This window comes from Deltaproteobacteria bacterium, from assembly GCA_016208165.1.
Taxonomy (GTDB): Bacteria; Desulfobacterota; Desulfarculia; order JACQYL01; family JACQYL01; genus JACQYL01.
Window position 1 is genome coordinate 41,332 of the sequence record JACQYL010000119.1, and the last position, 24,772, is coordinate 66,103.

Genomic DNA, 24,772 nt, shown 5'->3' on the forward strand with positions numbered 1-24,772 from the left:
GGGCAGGATCGCACTAGCGTTAAGGAGAATATCTATGAAAAAGCTCTTCACGATCGCGGCGTTGTGTCTGTGCTGGACCATGACGACGGACGTTGTTCATGGCTATGAAGCATTGCGAGGGCCGACGGAGTTGCTTCATTGGGACGAAGCAAGAGCCTACAACGGATATACGTTGTTTGCATCCGCCGGACGAACGTTCCTCATCGATATGTCGGGAAGCCTGGTCAATCAATGGCCCATAGGAATCAATCCCCGGCTGTTGGAGAACGGTCACCTTTTGTCCGCCGTCACCGACGAGACGCTTGGGCTGAAAGGTTTCCAGGAGCTGGATTGGGAGGGAAACCTTATCTGGGAGTATTGGGAGCGGCGCGAAGAGTACGATCCCCATCACGATTTCATTCGCATTTTCAATACGAAACTCAATGCCTATACCACGCTGTACATCGCCAACAAATCCATAACCCACGACGAAGCCATCGCGGCGGGATGCGACCCGGCTCACGGCCCTTACGACGGCTCCCAGATGGACGCCGTTGTTGAAGTGGATATGCAGGGTAATATCGTGTGGGAATGGTGGTTCTTCGATCATGTGGTTCAGGACGTCGATCCGAGCAAGGCGAATTACGTAGGCGCCGGCAAGAGTATGGCGGACTATCCGGGAAGAATTAACATCAATCTTCCCGGACGATGGTTGAAAAGGGACTGGCTGCACTGCAATGCGATGGATCATAACGGTGCGTCGGACCAGATTGTGATCAATTCCGTGCAGGGCGAATTCTATGTGATCGACCACGGAAACACGTTCATTCCGGGCAACGCGGCGGGGAGCATTGCCCTGGCCGCCGGGCCCGACGGGGATTTCCTGTATCGATTTGGGGATCCGGCTCGATACCGGCAGGGCTCGCCGCCTTCCATACTCGAAGATTGGACGGCTTCGACCACGGGTCACAAGCAGATCGGAGGGTCACACAGTGTTCAATGGATCAGGCCGGGCCTGCCGGGGGAGGGACATTTCCTGGTTTTTAACAACGGACAGTACCTCTTTGAAAGGACTCCTCAATCCTACATCTTCGAAATCAACGGGTTTCTGGACGCGGACCTAAAAGACACGGGAAATTATGTGAACCCGCCCGACGCCGGTTACTATACGTGGACAACGAACAGCAGGGATACTCATAAGCAGCCCAAACAAATGTCCAATCAGATCGTCTGGATCTATCATGCCAAGAGCAACCAGAGTTTTTTCAGTCACATCGCTTCCGGCTGCCAGCGGCTTCCCAACGGGAACACGCTGATTTGCGCCTCGACGGAGGGGCATATGTTCGAAGTCACTCCCCAAGGCGACATTGTATGGGAATATATCAATCCGGTCACCCTTTACGAGGTTTTGGCCGAGATCGTCGATAACGCCCCCATGTTCAATACGGCGTTCAGAGCCTACCGTTACGGACCGGATCATCCGGCGCTTGCGGGACGAGACCTGACGCCAAGAGGCTCCATCACGTCATTAAGCAGGAAACAGGCTGTGGATGGAATCTGGCGCAGCTCCAATGAAGATGTCTTGATTGTTCAGAAGTACACGGAGAGCGACTTCCTCTGTCTGAGGATCTCGGATGGGTGGAAACTCATTCCATTTCGCATCAGCCGATTGGAAGACGGCCTCTATGAGGGGGACGACATCGCGGCAAGCGGAAACTCTTATCATCTCCGGATGACCTTCACCTCGTCCGGCAACGCTACGTATACGTTCACCGAAGGGAACACCGGATTCCAGGAGACCCACGCCATGAACCTGGAGTCTAAAGCTCAAACAAAAGCCGATGCGGACGGCATCTGGAAAAGCACGTCCCAACCGATCCAGAATTTCTGCTACCAGAGTTATGACAACGGCAGCGCCCTGCTTCTGAGAAGCCCGGACGGCTTTTCGTGCGAGATTTTCCAAGGTTCGGAGGTTACATCATCCCTGTTCCAGGGTTATGATATGTTCACACCGCAGGCGGCGTCGGTGGAGTTCTCCTTTACCGACCATGCCGGGGGAACGATCACACGTCGCTCCGCGGACGGCGGGCAGCAGACCTGGACGGTGATCAGGCTGGTGGGGGCTCAGTGACAGCCGTTCGCCGGCTCGCGTGCGTTCTCTGCAACGCATGGCGCAGCGGCTAAGCGTGTGGGGTTTCGAACCGCACCCGACGTTTCGGTCTTTGCTTCTCTGCACAGGGACAGGATATAAACCTGTCCGAACGAATTAGAAAGAGAGGTAAGTCACATGAAAGCCGAACATATTCTATCGAGTGAAGATTTCAAGAAATGCGCCGACTTCCATGGCCACGTCTGCCCGGGCCTGGCGATCGGTTACCGGGTCGCCAAGGCCGGCCTGGATTGGCTCGAGGAGCACCGTTCCATGGACGAGGAATTGGTGGCCATTGTCGAGACCGATGCCTGCGGCGTGGACGCCATTCAGGTCCTGACCGGATGCACGTTCGGTAAAGGCAATCTGATCTACGAAGACGTCGGCAAGCAGGCCTTCACCTTGTTGGGCCGAAAAGCGGGAAAAGGCGTCCGGGCCGCTCTGAAGCCCGGCGTGCCCCACCGTGGTGACCGGCACTGGGAGCTGATGGACAAAGTCAGGAACGAGACGGCCTCCGAGAAAGAGCTGAAGGAGTTTAACGATTCCCGACAACAGGCCATCCATGAAATCCTTTCCATGCCTTTGGAAAAGCTGCTGAACATGGAGGCCGTCGAAGTTCCATTACCTTCCAAGGCTCGCATCGAGCCCTCCGTCATCTGTGACGGGTGCGGTGAGCCGACCATGGCCTCCAAACTGGTGAATGCGGAGGGCCGCAAACTCTGCAGAACGTGCTACGATAAAGCATTAGCAGGGTAGTCAATCCGACGGCGGACTCCCGACGTTCAGCCATGGGGACAAGCGCGGCTTGGAAGGAATCGACCATAAGAGCGGACGAATGAACCGCAAATGGAGCAATTTAGGGCTGTTGCTGCTGGCCGAGATGCTGGCTGTATCCCTCTGGTTTTCGGGTACGGCCGTCGTTCCCCAACTGACTCGAGAGTGGGGGCTGACGGGGGGACAGGCCGCCTGGATGACCATGGCTGTGCAGATCGGATTTGCCGCGGGGGCGCTTGTGAGCGCGGCCCTGAATCTGGCCGATCGCATCGACGTACCCCGCCTGATCAGCCTTAGCGCGCTTTTGGGTGCTGTTTTCAATGCAGCGATCGCGCTGGGAGTAGACCGTCCCGAGCCGGCGTTGGTCCTACGCTTTCTCACAGGCGCGGCCCTCGCCGGCGTGTATCCTCCCGGCATGAAGCTGGTGGCAAGCTGGTGCAAGCAGGACCGTGGCCTGGGGATCGGCCTGCTCATCGGGGCCATAACCGTAGGCTCGGGCATACCCCATCTGATGCATGCCGCGCCTGACCTTGGCGGGCGCTTCGCGTTCACTTCCTGGCGCCTCCTGCTGCTGGCGTCTTCTGTCTGCGCCGTGTGCTCCGCATGGATCTCCGAACGGTACATCGCTTCAGGACCTTGAGCTATCACCAGGCCGGATGGACCGAAGCCGGGGCCAGGGTGGCCGCTTTCGCCGTTTTTGCGGTCGGCGGAGTCGGCAGTGCCGTTACGGGTATACTGAGCGACCGGCTGGGGCGCACCATGACATCCATGGCCAGTCTTGCACTCAGCGGAAGCGCGGCCCTGATTGTGGGGCTGTTTTTCGGCTCGCCCCTAATATTGACCGGCATATGCCTGGTCTGGGGGTTCGCCGTGGTGGCCGACAGCGCTCAGTTCAGTACGGCCGTGAGCGAACTTGGCGATCCCCGATACGTGGGCACTGCTCTGAGCGTGCAGACCAGCCTCGGATTCCTGTTGACGTTGATTTCCATTCGTCTGATTCCGCTGCTGGTGGAACGAATCGGATGGGAATGGGCCTTCGTTTTTTTGACGCCCGGACCCGTGTTCGGCGTTTTGAGCATGCTGCGCCTGCGCGCATTGCCCGAGGCGGAAACCATGGCCTCCGGAAACCGATAGTGTTGATAGCCGAGGGAAGCGTCAAAAAATTCCCCTCAGCCCCCTAGTATGTTCTCACCAGTGCCGCACGGCCCATGGCGGAACGGCTGAGCCGATGGGATGGACCCGGCTGTCTCGAACCGAGTGTCAAAACCCTTAACAGGCTGTTGAAAAACGCGATCTGCGGCGTTGCGCTTCATCCCTCGTCACTGCGACGTACTCTATGTACGCCTCATTCCTCGAGATTTGCGCGCCTTGCATCTCATCGTTTTTCAACGGCCTGTAACAACCCGTCTTTTTCAACGGGCTGTTAAGTCTGCTAGGCGACCTGTTGCCCGACCGCGCCCTTTCATCCATTGGACCCATCGTCATGGTGGAAAAACCGGGTCCGCTTGTGATACACTGCGTCGCCGTTCGGAGGAGAATGTTGGCGCAAAGACGTTCCCAACGAAGTTCAAGAACTCTGCATTTTGGAGCTGAAGATGAAAAAACTGAATCCCCAGTGGACAAGCTTAATTCAGGACCAGGTCAATGCCTGTCCGTACTTCTCCCTGCAATCCATGGAAATCAAGGAACTCTCGTTCGGTGCGTCGCTAATCGAGATTGACGTTCAAAACAAGCACCTGCAACCTTTCGGCAACGTGCACGGAGGCGTCTTTTCGACCCTGATCGATGCGGCCGGCTTCTGGGCGTTGTATACCGAAATCGAACCCGGTATGGGCATGACCACGGTCGAGATGAAATTAAATTATCTGGCGCCCGCATCGGACGGACGTCTCATCGGCTTTGGAAAGACCATCAAGATGGGCCGGACATTGGGACTGGCGGACGCGAGAATCGAGGATCAACGGGGCCGACTGCTGGCTCACGGCACGGTGACCCTTATGGTCCTGCGAGACCTGAAGCTGGAAGGACAGGAAGGACTGCCGGCGAAATTCCTGCCCGAATGAGCGGATGGACCGCCTCAAGCCAAACGAATGATTTTTTCCCTTATGGCGTACTTCACGATCCCGGCCGTGTCGCGGATGTTGAGTTTTTTCTTGATGTTGTCCTTGTGTCCTTCCACGGTTTTCACGCTCAGGTGCAGAAGATCGGCAATCTCCTTGTTGGTTCTGCCTTCCGCCACAAGCTGCAACACCTCGATTTCCCTGGACGACAGAATACGGTCCGAGGTGTCCAGCTCTTTGATGTAATCTTCCAGAACGATCTTCGATATGGAGGGACTGAAAAAAGCCTCTCCTTTGAGCACGGCTTCTATGGCATCGAACAGCTGGCTCACCGCCGACTTTTTCACCACATAGCCGGACGCCCCGCATTGCAGCATCTGGCGAATGGATTCCTTGTCTTCATACATGGTGAGGACCAGGATTTTGCAGTCGGGAAAGCGCTTCTTGATTTGTCGGGTCGCTTCCAGACCGTTCAGGTCAGGCATGGAAACGTCCATGATGACGATGTCCGGATGCAGCTCTTCCACTTCCCGGATGGCTTCCCTTCCCGTGGAGGCTTCACCGACAACGATGAAATCCTCCCTTGCCTCGAGAAGAGAACGAATGCCCTCCCTGACAATGGTGTGATCGTCCGCGATCACAATTCGGCGCTTATTCATAAGAAGTCCTTAAAGGGTTCTTGGCGCAGGGGGACCTGTACGAGCAGCTTCGTCCCGCCGCCATTGGAATTCGATTCCACATCGAGTCTGCCTCCATAGACCGCTACTCGCTCCCGAATTCCGAACAGCCCCATTCCACCCGCGCGACTCGCGTACCGGCTGCGCCGATCTTCCGCATTGAAGCCCTTGCCGTCGTCCGCGATCGTCAGGCTGATCCCTTTTCCCCGGTAGTCCACCAACACGTCCGTTTTCGTGGCCTCCGCGTGTTTCGAGACGTTGGTCAGCGCCTCCTGGGTGACACGATAAATCAGGGTTTCGATGTCGGGAGACAGTTTGGACGCTTCCCCTTCGAGGTGAAGCCTCACGCGAATTCCGGTCCGGTCCTCGAAGCTTTCCGTATACCATCGAAGCGCGGACACCAGCCCGAAGTCGTCGAGCAGGTGCGGTCTCAAGTCGTAGGCGATGCGGTGAATGTCGTCAATCGACTTCTCAACCAGGGTTCGTATGTCGCGGAGTCTCTTCGCCGAGGCATCGGACAGGATGTTCCCGGTCCTTTCAAGCATTTCGACGTTGATGTTGATGGCGGAGAGCGCCTGACCGACTTCGTCGTGCAATTCCTGTGAAATTCGTTTTCGCTCCTCCTCCTGGGCATGAACCAGCTTCTCTGAAAGATCGATGAGGTCCCGTTCGTACCTGAGCCGCTCCGATATGTCCCTTATGATCACCAGAACGGCGTTTCTATTCTTATATACGATCAACCCGGCATTGACCTCGACTTCCCTGACCTCTCCGTTCTTACAGGCCACTTTGGTTTCGTATATGGACGGCACTTTGGCGCCTCTGATCCTCTTTTCATGGATGTTCTTCACGTAGTCCACGCAGTCCGAGGAAAGAACTCCGAAGTAATCGATGCCCTGAAGCTCCTGGGCGGCGTACCCGGTGATATCTACAAATTTTTGATTCACAAACACATACTTTCCGTCCTGGATGATCACAATACCATCATTGGCCTTTTCCACCAGGGTCGAATACTTCTCCTCGGACTCTTTCAACACCTGTATGTTCTCTTCGAGCCTGGACACCATGTGATTGAAGGCATTGCCGAGTACACCCAGTTCGTCGCCCCGCTTTATGGGAATCCGATGAGAGATGTCTCCTCTCGATATCTTATGCGCGGCGCGGACCACGTCTTTCAGAGGGGTAGTAATGTGGTTCGATAAGACAAAGCCGGTGAGCACGCTGACCAGCAAACTGACGAGGGCGAGAAGCATGAGGGATTTCTTTGTGGAAACAGCTACCTCCAGAGCCGATCCGGATTTCTCCGCCATGTCGCTCTCCGCAATGTCGATGAGTTCGTTCGTTACGGCTTTCAGTCCTCTCAGAATCAGCCGTCCGTGTCTGTCGGTATTGGATATCGAAGAAATATACTCATCGAAATCGATTTCCCCGTAGTCCATCTCCTGGCGCATCTCTTTTTCGACTTCAGCGATCTTGTCCTCCCATTCGTTGGCCAATTTTTCATAACGGTCGATCACCTGCAGGTATCGATCGTCCTCCCGCTGCAGCTCCCTTCCCTTGTTGATGAGTGATTTGATCGGAAGGATGTGTTCAGTGTAGGCCACCAGATATCTGGTTTTTCCGGTCAGCAGGAAACCTCGAATGCTGGCCTGTCGATCTACGATTCGGTACGTCAGTTCTTGCGCCATCTTGACGGTCTGATAGTATTTACTGTATACTTCCTCATACCGTCGGAACACTGTATTGTAATTTTCTATTGCAATGATGGCAAAGGATGGAATAATCAGAATGACAATGAAACAGACGGAAATGATCTTAAGTTTTAGACTCATTTTATTGAATCTCCGTCATTGTATTGTTATTAATGATATATTTTACATTGTCGCTTCTTTTAAATAGATCATTCCGGTTATGTAGGGATTGTACTCCACGTTTTTCCGCATCGCGTATAACTTTATTTCTTGATACGTAAAAATCGAAAACGCTTCCTCACGTATCATATTTTCCAATTGATGGCACAGCTTGGTTTGCTGCTTCAGATTCACAGTTCGTATGATGCGATGGTACACATCATCGAAGCCCGTGTGATTCATCAGACTCCAGGGAGAATTCGACGCGTACCACACCATGCCTTCATTAAAAATAATGTGCGACAAGGGATCCGGGCAGCTCCGGGCAAAGATATCGAGATCAAATTTCGGCAGCGAGGAATCGTACTTGGGATTGACCACGCGAAGAGCGCCGTTTCCTCCTTCAATCTTCAGATCGATATTCAACTTTTTTAATTGTCGTTTCAGCACCTCCCCGAGAACGCTTTCCTTTCCCCCGTCGATATCATCGATCATCATGCTTGCCGTAAAGCCTTCAGGATATCCGGCCTGGGACAGCAGCTCCTTTGCTTTTTCAAAATCATAGCTGTACGGTTTGATGTACGGATTGTAGCCGAATTCACCCGGCATTCCGAGGGTGGCCCGCCGGATGCCGTTGCCTTGCCGCACGTTTTCGATCAATTCATCTACATTTACCGCATAGTTGAGCGCCTGACGGACGCGCCTGTCCTGGAACGGCCCCTGTTTCAACAAATTGAAATTGATGGCCATGATGGTAAACGAAGGTTCCTTGATGGTCTTGAACCCGTTTTTCCGTATTTTTTCCAAATCCAGCGGTTTAAAACTGGTGATCAGGTCGACTTCGCCGCCCATCAGCATATCTACGCGTTCTTGGGTATCCGCAAAAATAAATACGATCTTGCCGATCTTCGGCAGACCGTCGCGCCAGTAGTTCTCGTTCCGGACCAGAGTGAGTCGCCGGCCCTTCACCCACCCGGCGAATTTAAATGGTCCCGTGCCAACGGGATGGTTCTCGAATGCTTCCGGCCCTACCGTACGGCAGTACTTGGGCGGAACGATGTAGCCGAATTGGGATAGTCGGTTGAACAGAATCCCGTCAGGATACTTTGTTACGATATTAAACGTGTATTCATCAATGATTTCGACCCGGTCGATGGAATCGAGCATGTGAGCGCTGGGGGAATTCAGCTCCGGTGACAGGTTCCTTTCCAGGCTGAACTTCACTGAGTACGCGTCCAGCGCCTCGCCGTTATGGAAAAAAATATTCGGATGAAGCTTGAACTGAACGGTGAGTTCATCCAATCTTCTCCAACTCCGGGCCAGGTTTGGAGAAGGGTTGCCGTCAATGTCAAATTCCAGCAGATGCTCGAATAGTTGATTGAGAATGTTGTCGTTGCGCTCGTCGAACTCCCTGTGGGGGTCCATTCTTACATGGGCGTCATTGCCCAGATCGCAGATTCTCAATACACTCTTGTTGTCAATGGGATATGCAGGGTGGGAAAGAGGAAACAGCTCGAGCACGAGGAGGAGGGCCGGCCAACAAAAGATCCTTAGCCTCATGACACGTCCCGGGAATGCCGTTTGAAAGATGGACCGCCGATTCCACGGGGAAGGTTAGGAACTTGAGATACCGGCGGGAGCGACGATAGCGATTCGTCGTATGATACAGTAGCGATATACCGTATCCTTGGGTTCTCGTCCAGTAAAGAAACCGTTCGAGGCCCGTATGTTACATCGGAAACCCGCTACGGGATGCGTAGAGCTTCCGCGTAGAAGAAGGCAAATCAACTCCTCTTTCTTTGGACCGATACGAGTTTTGTGTTTTTCGCCTCCAAGGGTTTCCTACATCAAAAACGGGGAAACGTCATCCGGTAAACGGAGGGATTCCCCATTGTGGACGTCATCGTCCTGAGTCATAATTCCGATTTATGAGTCGAGATGGATGCTTTGGGTGTCCTTTGAGATCGGGCGGCCCTGTTTCGATGAAGAGACCGACTCTTCTGTTGTTCCTGGAAAGGATCCTCAAACAGAGACACACGTGAACACACGGGTGACGGCGACCCGTTTAACCGCCCCTTCGAGATTCCTCAATCAACCTCAGTCCTTACGGAAAGGATGGGGTGCTCTTGTTCGTCTGTTCCGAAGAACGTTATAACCGCACCATCATACCGGGAGGGAACTATGGGAAGGCTCAGCGAGAAAGTAGCCGTCATCACCGGCGCTGCGGGTGACATAGGACTGGCCGCCGCTCAGCTCTTTGCCAAAGAAGGCGGCAAGGTCGTGCTGGTGGACGTCAATGGAGACGCCTTGAACGCCGCGGCTCGAACCATCGGAAACCATACCGCCAGCCTTGTCCTCGCGGACGTAACGGATCCAATACAAGTTCAACAGTATATCCAAAGCGCTCTCGATCGCCATGGTCGCGTCGACGTGTTCGTAAACAACGCCGGCATAGAGGGCGTAGTGAAACCGATCCCTGAATATCCGGTGGAAGTCTTCGATCGGGTGATGGCTGTCAACGTGCGCGGAGTCTGGCTGGGGATGAAATATATGATACCGGTAATGATGAAGGCCGGCGGCGGCAGTATTATCATTACTTCGTCGATTGCAGGTATTAAGGGATCCCCGCTCGTTTCAGCCTACATCGCCAGCAAACACGCCTGCGTCGGCATCATGCGCGCCGCGGCCATGGAATGCGCCGAGGCGGGTATCCGAGTGAATACGGTGAACCCGGCGCCCATCGAAACGCGCATGATGCGTTCTCTGGAAAAGGGCCTCATGCCGGAAACGCCGTCCGAGGCCAAGGGATTGTTTCAACAAATGATGCCTCTTGGACATTACGGAACTCCGGAAGATGTGGCCTACCTGATGTTGTTTCTCGCCAGTGATGAAAGCCGTTATTGCACGGGAGGGGTCTACATGGTGGACGGTGGAACGTCCGCCGCTTAGCCTGATTCGCGCCGCCCTGCAAACCGGCAAATCAGGCTATGTGACGGTTCCGGGTTAGGAGGCGGTCCCAGGAATCGGATTTACCGCCCGATAGAACCGACCCGGAATGTACCGGGGCAGGTTCGGCCCCCGTCGAAAATTCGCTTGCAAGGATCCGATCCGAGCGGTATTTTCAAAATAGCCGGTAGAAAACGGTTCAGGCGGGTTTACCACGGTTTGACACTGTTTTGGCCTGTGCCGGAACGATTTACGCCTTGAATGTCCTTGAATTTTTCAAATATCGGCAGGCAGGAATGCGGAACTTGCTTCGAAGGAGTTGCCGCGGATTTCGGGTAACGACGGATAACGTTGCCGGTTTGTCGGTGATGGTTCTTTGCTTGAGACAGGAATCCCAACGAACAAAGGAGGTGATCGGGAAGACTAAGAAGACTTGGATGGTGCTCCGACCTATGCTGACTCTTACTTGGGGAGGTCTCGAATGAAAGCAACAAACCTGTTAAGGGTGCTGCAACGCTTTCTCCTGGTCCCGATGTTGGGAGTGGCGCTGTTTTCGATGTCGCTTGTAGCGTCACCCGCGGCAATGGGCGATGAACCCAAAACACTCGAGATTGGTGTGCTTGGCGCTCTGACCGGCTTCGGATCCGCGGCGGAAACCCTGATCGTGCAGGGAACCGAGGTGGCAAAGGACTGGCTTAACGAACAGGGCGGAATAGCGGTAAATAACCAGAAGTATCTGATCAAGCTGGTCATCGAAGACACTAAGAGTACGGCCACGGGGACCGTGGCGGCAGCCACCAAGCTAGTATACGACGACAAGGTGAAGTTCATTGTCGGTCTGGTGGTGCCGTACATGGTGGAAGCGGGAGGCACGGTGACCGAACCGGCCGAGGTTTTACGCGTCCTTGCTTACAATTGCGCCATGCCTTCCGAATACGGTCCCAAAACCCCTTACACATTCGTGGGAGAAAACGCCAGCGTGGAAGGCGCCATTGCCTCCCTGTCCTATCTCGTCGAGTCGCACCCGGAAGTGAAATCGGTCGTGTTCATCATTCCGGATGACGGCTCCATCCCTTTTCTCGGCGAAACGGTCAAAAAGCTGGCTGAAGAACGCGATCTTACCGTAAAGGGTATCATCGGATGGACCCACGATACGGTGGACTTTACGCCTATAGCGGCAAAGGCCATCGCCCGTGATGCGGACGCCATACACATGACCAACGGGTGGCCCGGACCCTTGGGCTCCATTCTCAAGGCCGCTCGCGAGGCCGGATATACCAAACCCATCGTGGCTTTCAACAACCCCGCCCCGGATGTCACGATGGTCGCCGGAAAGGCAGCGTCCACGAATTTCATCACGAACGGCATTATCTGGGACGCGGAAGGCAACCCCCCCATGATCAAGGAGCTCGGAGCCCGGTTTGTGAAGAAATATGGGAACGCCTTCTACTACCACTTCTGCGGAGTCAACATACTGTACCATCTGGTGCAAGCCATCGAGAAAGCTCAGAGTCTGGATCCGAAGGTCGTGAAAACCCAATGGGAGGAGATGGACACCATCGAAACGGTGTACGGAACCGGACGCATGTGCGGAGAAAAGACGTACGGGATCAAGCATACGGTATGCCACCCCGTGGCCATCCAGGTGCTCGAGGACGGTCAGGTGACTCAAGTTAAATGGGTGGATGTGTACACTCCTTAGACCGGTCCAAAGAACTTATCGTGCACGATCTGTGTCATGCCGGGATCGAGGAGGTGTTTCCCCATGTTGCACCGAAGGATCGAGCGGCGGTGCGGCTGCAATCCTCCTGCAGGGTCCGTCACGAACAGGTGTTTAGGTATTACCGTTTGGGCTTTGGGATCTGCTTTGACCGACGCGAACGTTCAGTTAAGGAGGCTTCGAATGAAAGCAAGGAATGTGTTAGCGACGCTGGGTAGTTTTCTTCTGATCTTAGGATTGGGAGCCATACCGTTTTCGATGTCCCTTACCACATCACCCGCCTTCGCAGCCGAAGACAAAACCCTCGAGATCGGAGTGCTTGCCGCGTTGACGGGCTTTGGTTCCGCGGCGGAAACCCTGATTGCCCAAGGTGCGGAGGTGGCGCAGGACTGGGTCAACGAGAAAGGTGGAATAACGGTCGACAACCAGAAGTACATGGTCAAACTCGTGGTCGAAGACACCAAAAGCACCGCTACGGGAACCGTGGCGGCGGCCACCAAACTGGTCTTTGACGACAAGGTGAAGTTCATTCTTGGAACCGTGGTGCCGTACATGGTGGAAGCAGGCGGCACGGTGACCGAGCCGGCCGAAGTGCTGCGTGTCCTGGCCTACAATTGCGCCATGCCTTCCGAATACGGCCCCAAAACGCCCTATACCTTCCTGGGCCAGGATGCCAGCGTGGAAGGGGCCATCGCCTCTCTGACCTATCTGGTCGAGTCCCACCCGGAGGTGAAATCGGTCGTGTTCATCATTCCGGATGACGGCTCCATACCCTATCTCGGCAAGGTGGTCAAACAATTGGCCGAGGAGCGCGGTCTCACCGTAAAGGGTGAGGTCATCGGCTGGACGCACGACACGGTGGACTTTACGCCCATAGCGGCGAAGGCCACCGCCCGCGATCCGGACGCCATACATATGACCAACGGGTGGCCCGGACCTCTGGGCTCCATCCTCAAGGCGGCTCGTGAAGCCGGCTACACCAAACCCATCGTTTCCTTCCACAATCCCGCCCCGGATGTCAAAATGGTTGCCGGCGAGGCGGCGTCCACCAATTTCATTACCAACGGCATTATTTATGACGACCCGGGCAACCCGCCCATGATCAAAGAACTCGGAGACCGGTTCGTTAAGAAATACGGCAACGCTTTCTACTACCACTATTGGGGATTCAACCTGCTTTATCATCTCGCACAGGCCATCGAAGCCGCCGACAGCATCGACCCCAAAGTGGTGAAGACCAAATGGGAAACCATGGATACCATTGACACCGTTTACGGACCCGGGCGTATGTGCGGAGAAAAGACCTACGGATTCAAGCACACCGTATGTCATCCCGTCGCCATTCAGGTTCTGGACGAGGGGAAGGTGACCCAGGTCAAGTGGGTCGATGTGGTTACGCCGTAACAGGCGGTTCAAAAACGCGATCTGCGGCGTTGCGCTTCATCCCTCGTCACGCCGACGTACTCTATGTACGCCTTGTTCCTCGGGATTTGCGCGCCTTGCATCTCATCGTTTTTCAACGGCCTGTAACAACCCGGCCTTTTCAACGGGCTGGTAAGTCTGATCACACGGGGGAAAACTTTTGAAACCCCGCCGCGGGCGGGGTTCCCCCGTACCCTTTTTCAAAACTTTTCAGGTGGGGGGCGCCGCTCCGCGAAGGCGGTGCGGCATGCTTAGGGAGTCTGAGTCCCGCCGGAGGCGGGCTTTTTAAAGTCTTCCTCAGTTAAATTCAAAAAAAATCCCTCAGCAGAGCTCAACCGATGGAAACCGCTGTAAATGCCATCATAGGGGCGCTTGTACTCTCTTCCATGTATATCCTGGTGGCGTTGGGTTTCGCGCTGCTTCTCAGCATCATGGGCGCTCTCAATTTCGCCCACGGCGCCATATACATGGTGGGGGGCTACATATGCTATCAATTTGCCGCTGAGTTCGGTCTCAATCAATGGCTGTCCTTGCTCATTTCCGTCATCATCATGAGCGCATTCGGATTGCTCCTCGAGAAGTTCTGTTTCCGGCCGTTCTTTGGGGACATGAATCGAACCATTGTGATGTCCATAGCCATTGTTCTCGTCCTCGAAACCACGGTGAACATTCTGGTCGGCGTTCATGTAAGGTCGTTGCCGGCCTTTGTTCCGGGGATTTTGAGGGTCGGAGCCATTTCACTGAGCGCCGAAAGGCTGATCACCTTCATCATAGGAATTCTTCTGCTGGCGGCTCTGATCGCGTTTATACACAAAACAAAGACGGGTCAGCAGATGCTGGCCGTTTCTCAAGAACCTGAAGGAGCCGCCCTGCAGGGAATCGAGATCCACCGGATATCCGCCCTGGCCTGCGCCATGGGTTGCGGCCTGGCTGCAGTGGCCGGGAGTTTGATGGGCGCCGTGTTCGAGTTGAGTCCTTTCATGGGGGACTACATGCTGGTCAAAGCCATTCAGCTGGTCATCCTGGGAGGGATAGGGAGCATCGTCGGCGTTTTGGCCGGAGGGCTCATCGTAGGCGCCATAGATGCCGTATTGCCCTTGTTCACAAGCGGCGCGGTTACTCAAACGGTCGGTCTTGCCATTATCATCGTTCTCCTGCTGCTGAGGCCTCAGGGCTTGTTCGGCCGCGAGGTATCGTAAACGAGGCATTATGACGCGGAACACCGTTTCTCCCGCCGGGAGCGACAGACGGATCACGATCGCTTTGTACGCCGGCCTGTTGATTATCGTCCTGGCGGCGCCGTTGTTCATCAAGTCACGTTACCTGATTCATATTTTCAACCTGACGCTCATCAACATCATAGCCGCCGCCAGCCTTCGATTCATCGCCGTGTCGGGTCAACTCTCCCTCGCCCACGCCGCCTTTATGAGCATCGGAGCCTATACGGCCGGTATATTGGCCAAGCATCTCGGATTGGGGCCCTGGATCACGATTCCCGCCGGAGCGCTGGTGACCATGGGGGTGGCCATTTTGATCGGCTATCCGTTGGCCCGACTGCGGGCGATCTACTTCTCCATGGTCAGCCTGTTTTTCGGCATCGGGATTCTGGCCGTTAACCAGGTCCTCGAAAAGTACACGGGCGGATATTCCGGCCTCATCGGTATCCCTCCCCTGTTTTCCGGGTCCAAGGTCGCGAATTACTACTTCTTTACCGGGCTCACCGTTTTTAGTCTGGTCGTTCTTCATCGGCTCGAATTCTGCCGCATCGGCATGACTCTCAAGAGCATCGCCCAGTCCCATATGGTGGCGTCCAGTGTGGGCATCAACGAGTCGGGGTACCGGATTTTTGCCCTGGCCATAGGGTGTTTGTTTGTGGGTGTGGCCGGCGCGGGCTTTGCCTACTACTCGGCCGTCCTGTCACACAGCGCTTTCAACTTTCTGGCGAGCGTCAATTTCCTGGTATATGTATTGGTGGGCGGCATCGGACATTTCGCGGGACCCATCGTCGGAACGGCCGTGCTCATCATCATTCCGGAGCTTTTCCGCGCGTTGAAAGGGTTCGTCCCTTTCATTTTTGCCGGTATCATGATTCTCGTGATTTTTGTGATGCCCCTGGGCTTGGTGGGTCTGCCCTCGCAGATCGCATCCTCAGTCAAAAAAATCCGCGAGAGAAAGGCGTTTCCGGATGCTCCTTGAAGTCAAAGGTCTGACCCGGCATTTTGGCGGGTTGGCCGCTGTTTCCATGTTGGATCTGCACGTGGACCACGGCGAAACGGTGGGTTTGATCGGACCCAACGGCGCCGGCAAGAGCACGGTGTTCAATCTGATTACCGGATTTCTGCGACCCACGAGCGGGACCATATGGTTCGACGGGAAGAATATCACAGGCAAGAAACCGCACCTGAACGCCAAACTCGGAATCGGCCGCGCCTTTCAACTTGCGCCTGTTTTTCGGGACTTTACCGTACTCCAGAACGTGATCGCATCGTTTCATCTGAACCCAAAGTTGCGTCTGTGGCACGCCTTTTTCAATACGCCCACGTATCGCCGCAACGAAGCGCATATCCTCGACCGGTCTTTGGAGATTTTGGACCTGCTGGGACTCGGTTCCGTGAAACACGATCTCGGCAGAAATCTGCCCCACGGCCACCAGAAGATGCTCGGCATTGCCAGGGCCCTGGCCATTCGTCCCAAGTTACTGCTATTGGACGAACCTATAGGCGGGATGAATCCGGAGGAAATCAACTTCGCGAGGACGTCCATCCGGAAAATGCAGGAGCAGGGGGTCAGTATTCTGCTGGTCGAGCATAACATGCAGATCATGGATCTTTGCGATCGCATCATTGTGATCAACTTCGGGAGAAAAATCGCCGAAGGCTCGATGGCTGAAGTGAGGGAGAACAAGGAAGTGATCCAGGCCTACTTCGGGGGTGGACATGCTGCTTAGTGTTCACGATCTGACGGTCCACTACGGCAAAGCCTTGGCATTGGACCGGGTTTCTCTCGAAGTGGCCGAAGGAGCCGTGGTGAGTATTATCGGCGCCAACGGCGCGGGTAAGAGCACCATCCTGAAGGCTGTGTCCGGGATGACCCCTTTGACCTCCGGAGCCATATCCTTCCGGGACAGAAGCATAGCCGGCTTGAAAACGCCCGCCACCGTAAAATTGGGTCTCGTTCACGTTCCCGAAGGCCGCAAGTTGTTCCCTTTTCTCACGGTCCGGAGCAATATCGAGCTCGGCGCCAGCACGCGAAAGGACCGGGACGGCATCAGGAAGGACATGGAGGAAGTATTCAGGTACTTCCCCATTCTGGAAACGAGAAATGCTCAAAAGGCGGGGACCCTGAGCGGGGGCGAACAACAGATGCTGGCCATTGCCCGCGGCCTGATGGCTAAACCGAAACTGCTCATGTTGGACGAGCCGTCTCTGGGCCTGGCCCCCCTCATTGTCGCCTCCCTGGTTCCGGTCATCAGGACCATCCATCAAAGAGGCGTTGGTGTTTTGCTGGTCGAGCAGAACATTCCCCTGGCTCTCCAGGTGGCCGACACAGGGTACGCTCTGCGCGTGGGCCGCATCGTCCTCCAGGGCCCCATCAACGAGTTCAAGACCAGCGAAGTGGTCAAAGAGGCGTATTTGGGGGGGTGAATCGGCCTCCGGATGATCGTTACGTTTCATGGATCAAATCCCTTCTCGGGAAATGCCGGTGGGAGAATCAGAAACCGATGGTAGGGGTTATAATTGAATTATATTATCTTCATCATCTTCAAAGCAGGGTTGCATAAGAGTCAAGAGCGGATTTGACCCCTTAGCCATTTTATTTGGATGCGAAGCACACAATAGGTGGCGATTTGGATCTATCTTTTCTCCAGCGCCTCCCTTACGGCTACCGCCACCTCACGAATCTCCAGGGGTTTCATCAGGACGCGCTTGACTCCGACACCCTCGGCCCTTTGATTCGATAGCGGCGTGCTGAATCCCGTGCAGATGATGATCGGGATGTCCGGTCGGATGCTAAGTATCTCTTCCGCCAGTTCTATCCCCGTCATGTTGGGCATGGTGCGGTCGGTGATTACAAGGTGAAAACGATCGGGTTTCGCCTTGAAAATCTCCAATGCTTCTATACTCGAGCTCCGGGCGGTGACTTGGTAGCCGAGGCGTTCCAGCATCGTCCTCCCGATGTCCGTAAGAACCGTTTCGTCGTCAACAAAGAGGATGTGCTCCGTGCCCGAAGGAAGGGGGCCTGCATCACCCGGAACGTCCTCTTCCACCCCGGTTTTCAACAAAGGCAGGTAGACGCGAAACTCGGAACCTTTGCCCGGCTCGCTGTCAACCGTTATGGCCCCCCCATGCGCTTTCACGATGCCGTGCACCACCGAAAGCCCCATGCCCGTGCCCTGGCCCGTGTCTTTGGTGGTGAAAAACGGTTCGAATACTCTTTCGAGGGTATCTTTATCCATGCCTTCTCCGGTGTCCGAGACGGTCAGTTCGGCGTACACCCCTGGAGCCAATTCAGCAACCCCGGATGCCGTCCCGATACCCAGTTCGACCCGTTCAAGGCGGACTTTGAGGACTCCTCCCTTTTCTCCCATGGCATGGGCAGCGTTCGCGCCCAAGTTCATAAGCATTTGGTGGACTTGGGTTGGATCGGCCGACACGATGTGCGGTCCCGATTCCATCTCCTGCACGATCTCGATCGTAGCTGGTAGTGTCGATCGAAGAAGCTTGATTGTTTCTACCATGACAGGGGCTAACTGAATGGTCTTTCTTTCCGGATCGGTTCGTCTGCTGAATCTCAATATCTGTTGAACCAAATTCTTGGCCCGAAGTCCCGATTTGAGAACCTGTTCCAACTGTCTTTTTGCCGGCAGCCCTTCTGGGATATCATAAAGGGCAAGCTCGGTGTAACCCATCATGGCCGCCAGAATGTTGTTGAAGTCATGAGCGATACCTCCGGCCAACGTGCCGAGGGCTTCCATCTTCTGCGCCTGGCGAAGCTGAGCCTCCAGCCGAGCCCTCTCCTCCTCGGCCCGCTTCCGTTCGGTGATATCCCTTACCCAGACTTGAAGGCCGAGTTCTCCTTCGAAATTGATAACCCGGACACGGACTTCCCCATAAAGCCATGATCCGTCCTTGCGCTGAAGCTTCACTTCATAACGGGATATTATGTTCTCACCTCGCATACGTGCTTGCGCCCGCGCTCGAGTCAGTTCCTGGTCGTCAGGGTGGTATAGAAGCCAGTGGTCCAAGCCCAATAACTCACCTTCTTCATAACCCAGCATTTCGTTCAAGCGCTGATTTGTAAATATGATCTTTGGTCCTTTTTGAACGAAGATACCATCGAAACTCTCCTCTACCAGGGTTCGGTACTTCTGTTCACTTTGCCTGAACGCCTCCTCGGCGCGCTTGCGTTCGGTAATGTCGCGCCAGATGCAGTGGTAAACCGAACGGCCGGAGATATCAATCCTCTGCGCCGATATATGAACATGCCTGAGTTCACCTTGCTTGGTACGCTGAATGGTTTCAAAATCATCCAAGCCAAGCTTAAGTACTTTCTGAATGTGCGCCCGTGTTTCTTCGGCGGTTTCAGAGGCTTCGATATCCGGCAATCGCAAATGGGCAAACTCCTCTCGCGAATAACCTAGCTGCCGACAGACCTGATCGTTGAAAATGACGGGCCGGGCGGTTTCAGGGTCCAGAACCACAACACCATCGGTCCCGTGTTCGAAAAAGGCCCGATAATAGCTTTCAGCCTCCTCAAGCGATTTCTCGGCCTGCCTGGAATCTTCAAGTTTCCTTTCTAAGGTTTGAACCTTTTGTTCTAGTTCTTCATAGGTCGGTTTTTCAGACATGATGTGTATCTAAGCCTTTTCGATCCTTCCAAGTTGCGATTACTCGCATATGATGTCAGCCGGCGCCGTACAGCCATACCCGATGAGTCCTTCAGAATCCGGCAGACGCATTTGTGGCCCCAAGCTCGCCGGAATGAGATGAGGAAAACTGGAAATCGGAGGGGGTGTCGCCGGGACCCAAGTATATCAAAAATACGGCCAAACACAAGTTGCGGGGTTACTCCGAAAAGGAAGATCCGGAACTCGAGCCAAAAGAGAGCCTCCTGTAAGGAGGCTCTCTTTTGCCTTTATGCGCCAAGCGGTTATTTGCGAATTATTCTGCTATAGTCCCCATGATGATAAAGCCGGGTACGGCATCCAATACTTCCAATGTGGCCGGATCCCCGAGGATGCATTTTCGGATCATGGGGAAGATGGCTCCCCAACTCTCGGCCGCCGTTCCCAGACCCTCGTTGGTGGTCCAGCCCAGAATCTGCAAGGCGTTGCCGAACGGCGTCGTGTTTTGAAGCCCTGCGTCACTGCAGCTTACGTTAATGGGAAGGAAATTCAGAATAGTATTTCCAACGCAGGTGTACAGATCCGCATTCGCCGGCGACACCGCATCGGCTACGCTTCTCCAGTAGGCGATCATGCGTTGTTTGGCGCCCGGATTCTCGATCTGCCGGGTATGGAAGTAGATGAAGCCGGCCAGGACATCGGCCACCACCTCATCCAACCGGTGGATGTTCAACTCGTCCGGTACGAGCAGGGGGAAGGAATGACAGCCTTCGTCCTCGTCGCACACCACGAGGACCACGCTCCGGCCCGTGGAGTTGGTGTCCATCCACAGGACCAGGCGGTTGTTGAAATTGGAAATGGCGCCGCCCGAGGGATTGCGGAAGAATCGTCCGAACAGCATCATGCCTCCGCGATACTCGTCAACGAACGCTTCCCCGCCGTCGTAAGGCAACTCGTCGCAGGAAGGATTCCGGCCCAGCCAGGTATCGTCGCTGGTCACGGCCTTGCCCGTGGTCAAAAGCGACACATTCACGCAAGACGTGGCGTCAAATCGTTCGTAAACGAATCCCACCTCGAACTCCTCGAAAAAGAACTCGTCCAAACTGCAGTTCCAGAGGAAGGAGGAAAACGGACCGACGGTGTTGCCCGTGAGCTGGCCGAGAAAATAGCCAACACCCGCCCACCACCACGAACGGTTCCAGAAATCGGCGGAAAAGGAGAGCATGAACGCCAGTTCCATGCTGCCGGCCCTGAGCAGGGCGCTTTCCACCGACACCATGGCGTAGCCGTCCGTGCGGCCGTCGAGCAGATCCACCACATAGACCCAGCCGCCCAGCACGTTCAGGTACGCGTGGGGATAATTCAGTTCGTACGGTTTGGCCGATCCCACTGAAACCAAGACCACGGTGGCGGTCCAGTAGCCGCGATATCGTTCGACCTCGACGCCGTCAAGGGTCACCTTCTCCGTGATCTGGGCTCTTTGTGCGGAAGCCATTCCGTCACCGATGGTATTTTCGATAATGTCCCGGATGCTGGCGTCGGTCCAGACGTCCCAGGGCGAAAGCCGGAGGTTCTTGTCCCATACGTGGTTGCTGTTTACGTCCCAGATGATGAGATGCACGCGATAGGAGTTACTCGAAGCCGATCCCAGATCCGTTGTGGACATGTTCACGATGACGGGCAGCACGTTGTCCGTGCCGTTCTTGTCGATGTCGAACCAGCCCATCACCATGGAGCCCGTGGTGGGGTCGGGCGAGCCGAAAGCGCCGGAGCCGAGTCCGTAGTCAAATTGCGCCCAGCCTGTACCTGCCAGAGCGCAGACAGCCAAAAAGGCCAGTAACACGGACGCTGTTTTGCTCTTCTTCATAATTTCCTCCTCGATTCCCCTTCCTTTTGATTTAGACGCTTGGACGACCCTGAGGACGGATCCCCTGTCCGGATCCCGTGAATCGGACTCGGACTGAAGGCCCCGCACAACCAACGCTCAGGAACCTTTCTCCAAACTATTCAATTTTAACCGGTTGTTTCCACTCTATTCAAGTCCAAAACAGCGGGTGGGGATTTATTGCACGTATCGCCGGAATTCCGGCAAATATGGCTATTGAGCACGGCGGTAACCAAAATGGTTACGATGACGCTCCGGGTGCCCCGATGGATCGTACGACGCGCGGTGGGTATGGGAGCGAGCTGATCCTTTTGATTTTCCAAACCGACCGTATGCCGATCCCAAGAAAGGAAGCGTCGGTGTTATGGGTTACCCTCGTCGGCACTACAAAGCTCAATATCGATCGGAAACGGGTTACAATTGAATTCTCGAAGATCTCGGACTGCATTTCAGCACTCGGCGACGTTTCGAGCCTCCGGAATTCCGATCGATAAAGCAGTTCCTTCAACAGGACATGATGAATTCGCCGATGATCGGTACCCGGATCATGGGCGTCAAGCTCACGAGTACGAGATCCGATGCAATCGACTACGAGGGCGGCGGGCTGAATTATGTCAGTATATCAGAAACCATGCCTGATACAAGGTACCGGCTGTTCCAAATCACACGCCGGCTGCAAATGGATTATCCTTATCCCCCAATCCGTCGATGGCTCTTTCCTCCATACCGGCAGGCAAACCAGGCTTCGTCCGTACTCCGGGTTAGAACGGACATTGCGCCCGGCTTTCCCGGACCCGAGCTTAGCCCAACGTGTCGGCCGACGCGCTTGGGCTACGTTCCTCCATCCGAGGTCGTGGCCGGAATCCGGCCTCCGGCGGATAGGGAGGCTCCGACTTCGGAACCGGTTTCATCGCTTCGCCTCCGCAATTTGAACCGGCTTATCCACGAGTTCCTCAGGCGACCACTTCCAACCGCCAACCCGGTTACAACCAATGCCGTCATACGATGTACGATCTAAATCGCCCACTTTTGTGCTTGAAATCCCCGGCGGGTTTGTTACATCATAGCCCATTATTACAACGGAGATCAGGGCTCACGAAGGGCGGCCGGCGCGCCGTCTTTTTGATGACGGGCAAAATCCAACCGTATCGGGGCTTCTCCTCCAGGAATGAAGAGGTACCCTCTATGGCCGTGGAAGTAAGGACCATTAAAGAACTCAAAAGTGCGATCCAAGGGCAGAACATGGAGATTCTCCTCGCAGACCCCGATCTGTCTGACAAGATCTCCAGATTCAAACAGCTCAAAGATATCACCGTGCCCAAGCTGGTGGACGGTATGACGGCGTATCTGTCGCCCGCCGAGAATACAATCATTCAGACCGTTGCCTACATTGGAGTGGGCGAGCTGTTTGAGCTATATGAACGCTACGACATTGAAGAAACCAATGAAATGGACTCCTCGAAAAACAGGCAACAGGCCATTCAAAAGTTGAGAAGAAAGAAGCCCGACTAAGTTCGAGTCGATTCCTCGGTGATCCGCCGGACTGCCGCCACTTGCCTTGGGAAATCCCGCGGCTACCCAATAAGAGCCGGCGCGCTCTTCACGCTGAGACTACAATTCTTTCGCACACGGCCTTCCGGTGTATAAAAGTAGTTCACCGGCCGGACGGCCCCCTATTTCCGGCCTTTTCCGTTACGACATAAACGGACCTCTCTTCCATCCGAACTCCACAAAAACGCTCAAGTGTTCATCGGATTCGCCGATAAAAAACGATAGTTTTTGTCGAGCAGAAGCCGGGAAACACGGCGCCGGCGGGGTCATGCCGCCAAACAACGGAACACTTCCACCAGACAAGGAGCGACGATGATGAAGGGTAACTGCTACAAGGCAGGAATATCCGTAGTATTGGTTCTATTCCTGGCTTCGTTTTCATGGGCCGCAAAGCCTTTCGCCGCACCGGCCCAATTTGATTTCGGCGCCGGCTCCAGTTCGTTTAATGTGCAGATGACTGTGGAGGGAGGATTACAGAGCACCTTGCCCGTGTCTTTCAGCCCCATGCCCGTGCCCATCACCGGCATATTGAAGGTGACCCAACTCGAAACGGCAACCGGTTCTTTTTCGGGCGCCATCAAACAGCTTGGAGGTCAGACGACCGCATCCGTGACCGGACTGCCTTCGTTCAGCGTGACCCTCACTCTGGATGGGGGCGTATCAGGCGTTTTTAGATGGAGTTCCAATTCGGTTTTCATCTACCCCACGAGTCTCACGGCCACACTGGACCTGGGCGTTGCCTCCTATGCGGTCCCCATTTCCGCCCTGGTCATCAGCGGCGATTACGACGACGGGCGGATGTACGTAAACGCGGAGATGTCCGCTTCGGACACGTTCTCCGGCCGAACGTTTTCCATTCAGCTGGCCATCACCCTCGAGGCTTTCCTCGAAGAGCTGAACGAAACCCCGGAAGAGCCCACTCCGTCCGACGATTTTTCAGGAATCTGGAACGGCACGTGGGTCAGTTCCATGTACCCGGGTGACGGCGGGCAGGTGGACTTCCTGCTATGCCAGTCGGGGATCCACGTCTCCGGAGACTCCTTTGTCACCGATACGGATTGCGGCGACGTCCAAGTGCCCGTCACAGGCATCGTAGACGGGGATACCATGGCCGTGTCCATGGAGTACATATGCGCGGGAATAAATGCAACATCGGATTATACTCAGGCCACCCGCGACGACGACACCGTCACCGGCGTCTATAAGGCCTGGACGGACGGCCACAACCTGTACGATGAAGGTACGTTCTCCTTGTTCCGAGAGCCTCCGAAAACACTTCAAACCAACGGGTTGTGGAAAGAGGAGGGTGGATCCTGGTTCGTGCAAAAGTATTCCGACGGCGGAGCCCTGGTGATCTACAGCGCCGATCTGAAGGCCTTTACAGTCTATGGAATCGATTCCGCCTCAGGACTCAAATGGACCTCCAATCCCGACATGGGAACCGGTCGGTACTCGATTGAAATCACGTTTCAAACACAAGGCCTGGCGAGTGTAGCGATAAGGGACAACGTATCGCAACAGACGGAAACCCGCGCCTTGAACCTGTTTTCTTCGGCCGTGCTCCAGGATTCGTTCAAGGAGGCGGACGGCATCTGGAAAGGAGCCGGTTCCTGGTTTGTCCAGCGCTACGACAACTGCGGCGCCCTGGTAATCTATACAGAGGATATGAGCAGCTACCGCGTGTATGGGATTGATTCCGCCGCAGGCGAAAAATGGATTTCCGATCCGGACTTGAATAGCGGTCAGTACTCGGTGGATATGACCTTCAGCAGTCCCGGCACGTGCACATCCGTTGTACATACCGTAGGCGGTTCCGCTTCCGAGACCCATACCCTCTCGAAATTCGCAGGAACGGAATAGGTCCGATTGCAGTCATCTTACGGGGGAGGAACTCAGAAAGGGTTCCACTCCCGC

Annotated in this window: 17 protein-coding genes and 1 pseudogene; 13 read left to right on the forward strand and 5 right to left on the reverse strand. The window is 55.0% G+C overall.

Going from position 1 to position 24,772, the window contains the following annotated elements:
- The first annotated feature begins 34 nt into the window (after positions 1 to 34).
- From HY788_21370 to HY788_21385, 4 genes and pseudogenes are all read left to right on the forward strand, one after another.
- The gene (locus HY788_21370) at positions 35 to 2,110 is read left to right on the forward strand and encodes an aryl-sulfate sulfotransferase (GenBank protein MBI4776695.1); all 2,076 of its coding nucleotides are present in this window, start codon (positions 35 to 37) and stop codon (positions 2,108 to 2,110) included.
- Between the two features lie 156 nt (positions 2,111 to 2,266).
- Positions 2,267 to 2,884, forward strand: coding sequence for a TraR/DksA C4-type zinc finger protein (locus tag HY788_21375; GenBank protein MBI4776696.1), 618 nt, complete (start codon positions 2,267 to 2,269; stop codon positions 2,882 to 2,884).
- A gap of 79 nt (positions 2,885 to 2,963) precedes the next feature.
- Positions 2,964 to 4,036: pseudogene (locus HY788_21380) on the forward strand (MFS transporter).
- 461 nt (positions 4,037 to 4,497) lie between these two features.
- The gene (locus tag HY788_21385) at positions 4,498 to 4,965 is read left to right on the forward strand and encodes a PaaI family thioesterase (GenBank protein ID MBI4776697.1); all 468 of its coding nucleotides are present in this window, start codon (positions 4,498 to 4,500) and stop codon (positions 4,963 to 4,965) included.
- Between the two features lie 14 nt (positions 4,966 to 4,979).
- Here HY788_21385 and HY788_21390 read toward each other — a convergent pair whose 3' ends face one another.
- The 3 genes from HY788_21390 to HY788_21400 are packed head-to-tail and all read right to left on the reverse strand — an operon-like array spanning position 4,980 to position 9,049.
- The gene (locus tag HY788_21390; protein MBI4776698.1) at positions 4,980 to 5,621 is read right to left on the reverse strand and encodes a response regulator transcription factor; all 642 of its coding nucleotides are present in this window, start codon (positions 5,619 to 5,621) and stop codon (positions 4,980 to 4,982) included.
- The gene (locus tag HY788_21395; GenBank protein ID MBI4776699.1) at positions 5,618 to 7,471 is read right to left on the reverse strand and encodes a PAS domain S-box protein; all 1,854 of its coding nucleotides are present in this window, start codon (positions 7,469 to 7,471) and stop codon (positions 5,618 to 5,620) included. Before HY788_21395 ends, HY788_21390 begins: the two co-directional genes overlap by 4 nt.
- 42 nt (positions 7,472 to 7,513) lie before the next feature.
- Complete coding sequence (locus tag HY788_21400; protein ID MBI4776700.1) at positions 7,514 to 9,049, reverse strand: ABC transporter substrate-binding protein; 1,536 nt, start codon at positions 9,047 to 9,049, stop codon at positions 7,514 to 7,516.
- A gap of 621 nt (positions 9,050 to 9,670) precedes the next feature.
- On the opposite strand from HY788_21400, the gene HY788_21405 reads away from it, so the two are divergent.
- From HY788_21405 to HY788_21435, 7 genes are all read left to right on the forward strand, one after another.
- Entirely contained in the window at positions 9,671 to 10,438 is a 768-nt protein-coding gene (locus HY788_21405; GenBank protein ID MBI4776701.1) for an SDR family oxidoreductase, read from the forward strand.
- A gap of 478 nt (positions 10,439 to 10,916) precedes the next feature.
- A complete protein-coding gene (locus tag HY788_21410; GenBank protein MBI4776702.1) occupies positions 10,917 to 12,137 on the forward strand; it encodes an ABC transporter substrate-binding protein in 1,221 nt (406 codons plus the stop codon).
- A 201-nt stretch (positions 12,138 to 12,338) separates the two neighbouring features.
- Complete coding sequence (locus HY788_21415) at positions 12,339 to 13,559, forward strand: ABC transporter substrate-binding protein (GenBank protein MBI4776703.1); 1,221 nt, start codon at positions 12,339 to 12,341, stop codon at positions 13,557 to 13,559.
- 356 nt (positions 13,560 to 13,915) lie between these two features.
- Positions 13,916 to 14,776 (forward strand): branched-chain amino acid ABC transporter permease, encoded by an 861-nt coding sequence (locus tag HY788_21420; GenBank protein MBI4776704.1) that lies wholly within the window; start codon positions 13,916 to 13,918, stop codon positions 14,774 to 14,776.
- A gap of 10 nt (positions 14,777 to 14,786) precedes the next feature.
- Positions 14,787 to 15,773, forward strand: a complete 987-nt coding sequence (locus HY788_21425) for a branched-chain amino acid ABC transporter permease (GenBank protein ID MBI4776705.1) — start codon at positions 14,787 to 14,789, stop codon at positions 15,771 to 15,773.
- Positions 15,763 to 16,524: an ABC transporter ATP-binding protein gene (locus tag HY788_21430; GenBank protein MBI4776706.1), complete on the forward strand. Its 762-nt coding sequence runs from the start codon at positions 15,763 to 15,765 to the stop codon at positions 16,522 to 16,524. Before HY788_21425 ends, HY788_21430 begins: the two co-directional genes overlap by 11 nt.
- Positions 16,517 to 17,221 (forward strand): ABC transporter ATP-binding protein, encoded by a 705-nt coding sequence (locus tag HY788_21435; GenBank protein MBI4776707.1) that lies wholly within the window; start codon positions 16,517 to 16,519, stop codon positions 17,219 to 17,221. The genes HY788_21430 and HY788_21435 overlap by 8 nt, the downstream gene beginning before the upstream one ends.
- Positions 17,222 to 17,430: 209 nt before the next feature.
- On the opposite strand, the gene HY788_21440 is transcribed toward HY788_21435, so the two are convergent.
- Together HY788_21440 and HY788_21445 are read right to left on the reverse strand one after the other, a co-directional pair.
- Complete coding sequence (locus HY788_21440) at positions 17,431 to 19,425, reverse strand: PAS domain S-box protein (GenBank protein MBI4776708.1); 1,995 nt, start codon at positions 19,423 to 19,425, stop codon at positions 17,431 to 17,433.
- Between the two features lie 313 nt (positions 19,426 to 19,738).
- On the reverse strand, positions 19,739 to 21,289 hold the full coding sequence (locus HY788_21445) for a hypothetical protein (protein ID MBI4776709.1): 1,551 nt from the start codon (positions 21,287 to 21,289) through the stop codon (positions 19,739 to 19,741).
- Between the two features lie 1,203 nt (positions 21,290 to 22,492).
- Here HY788_21445 and HY788_21450 point away from each other — a divergent pair.
- Together HY788_21450 and HY788_21455 are read left to right on the forward strand one after the other, a co-directional pair.
- Positions 22,493 to 22,819, forward strand: coding sequence for a hypothetical protein (locus HY788_21450; GenBank protein MBI4776710.1), 327 nt, complete (start codon positions 22,493 to 22,495; stop codon positions 22,817 to 22,819).
- A gap of 351 nt (positions 22,820 to 23,170) precedes the next feature.
- A complete protein-coding gene (locus HY788_21455; protein ID MBI4776711.1) occupies positions 23,171 to 24,718 on the forward strand; it encodes a hypothetical protein in 1,548 nt (515 codons plus the stop codon).
- The last annotated feature ends 54 nt before the right edge of the window (positions 24,719 to 24,772 follow it).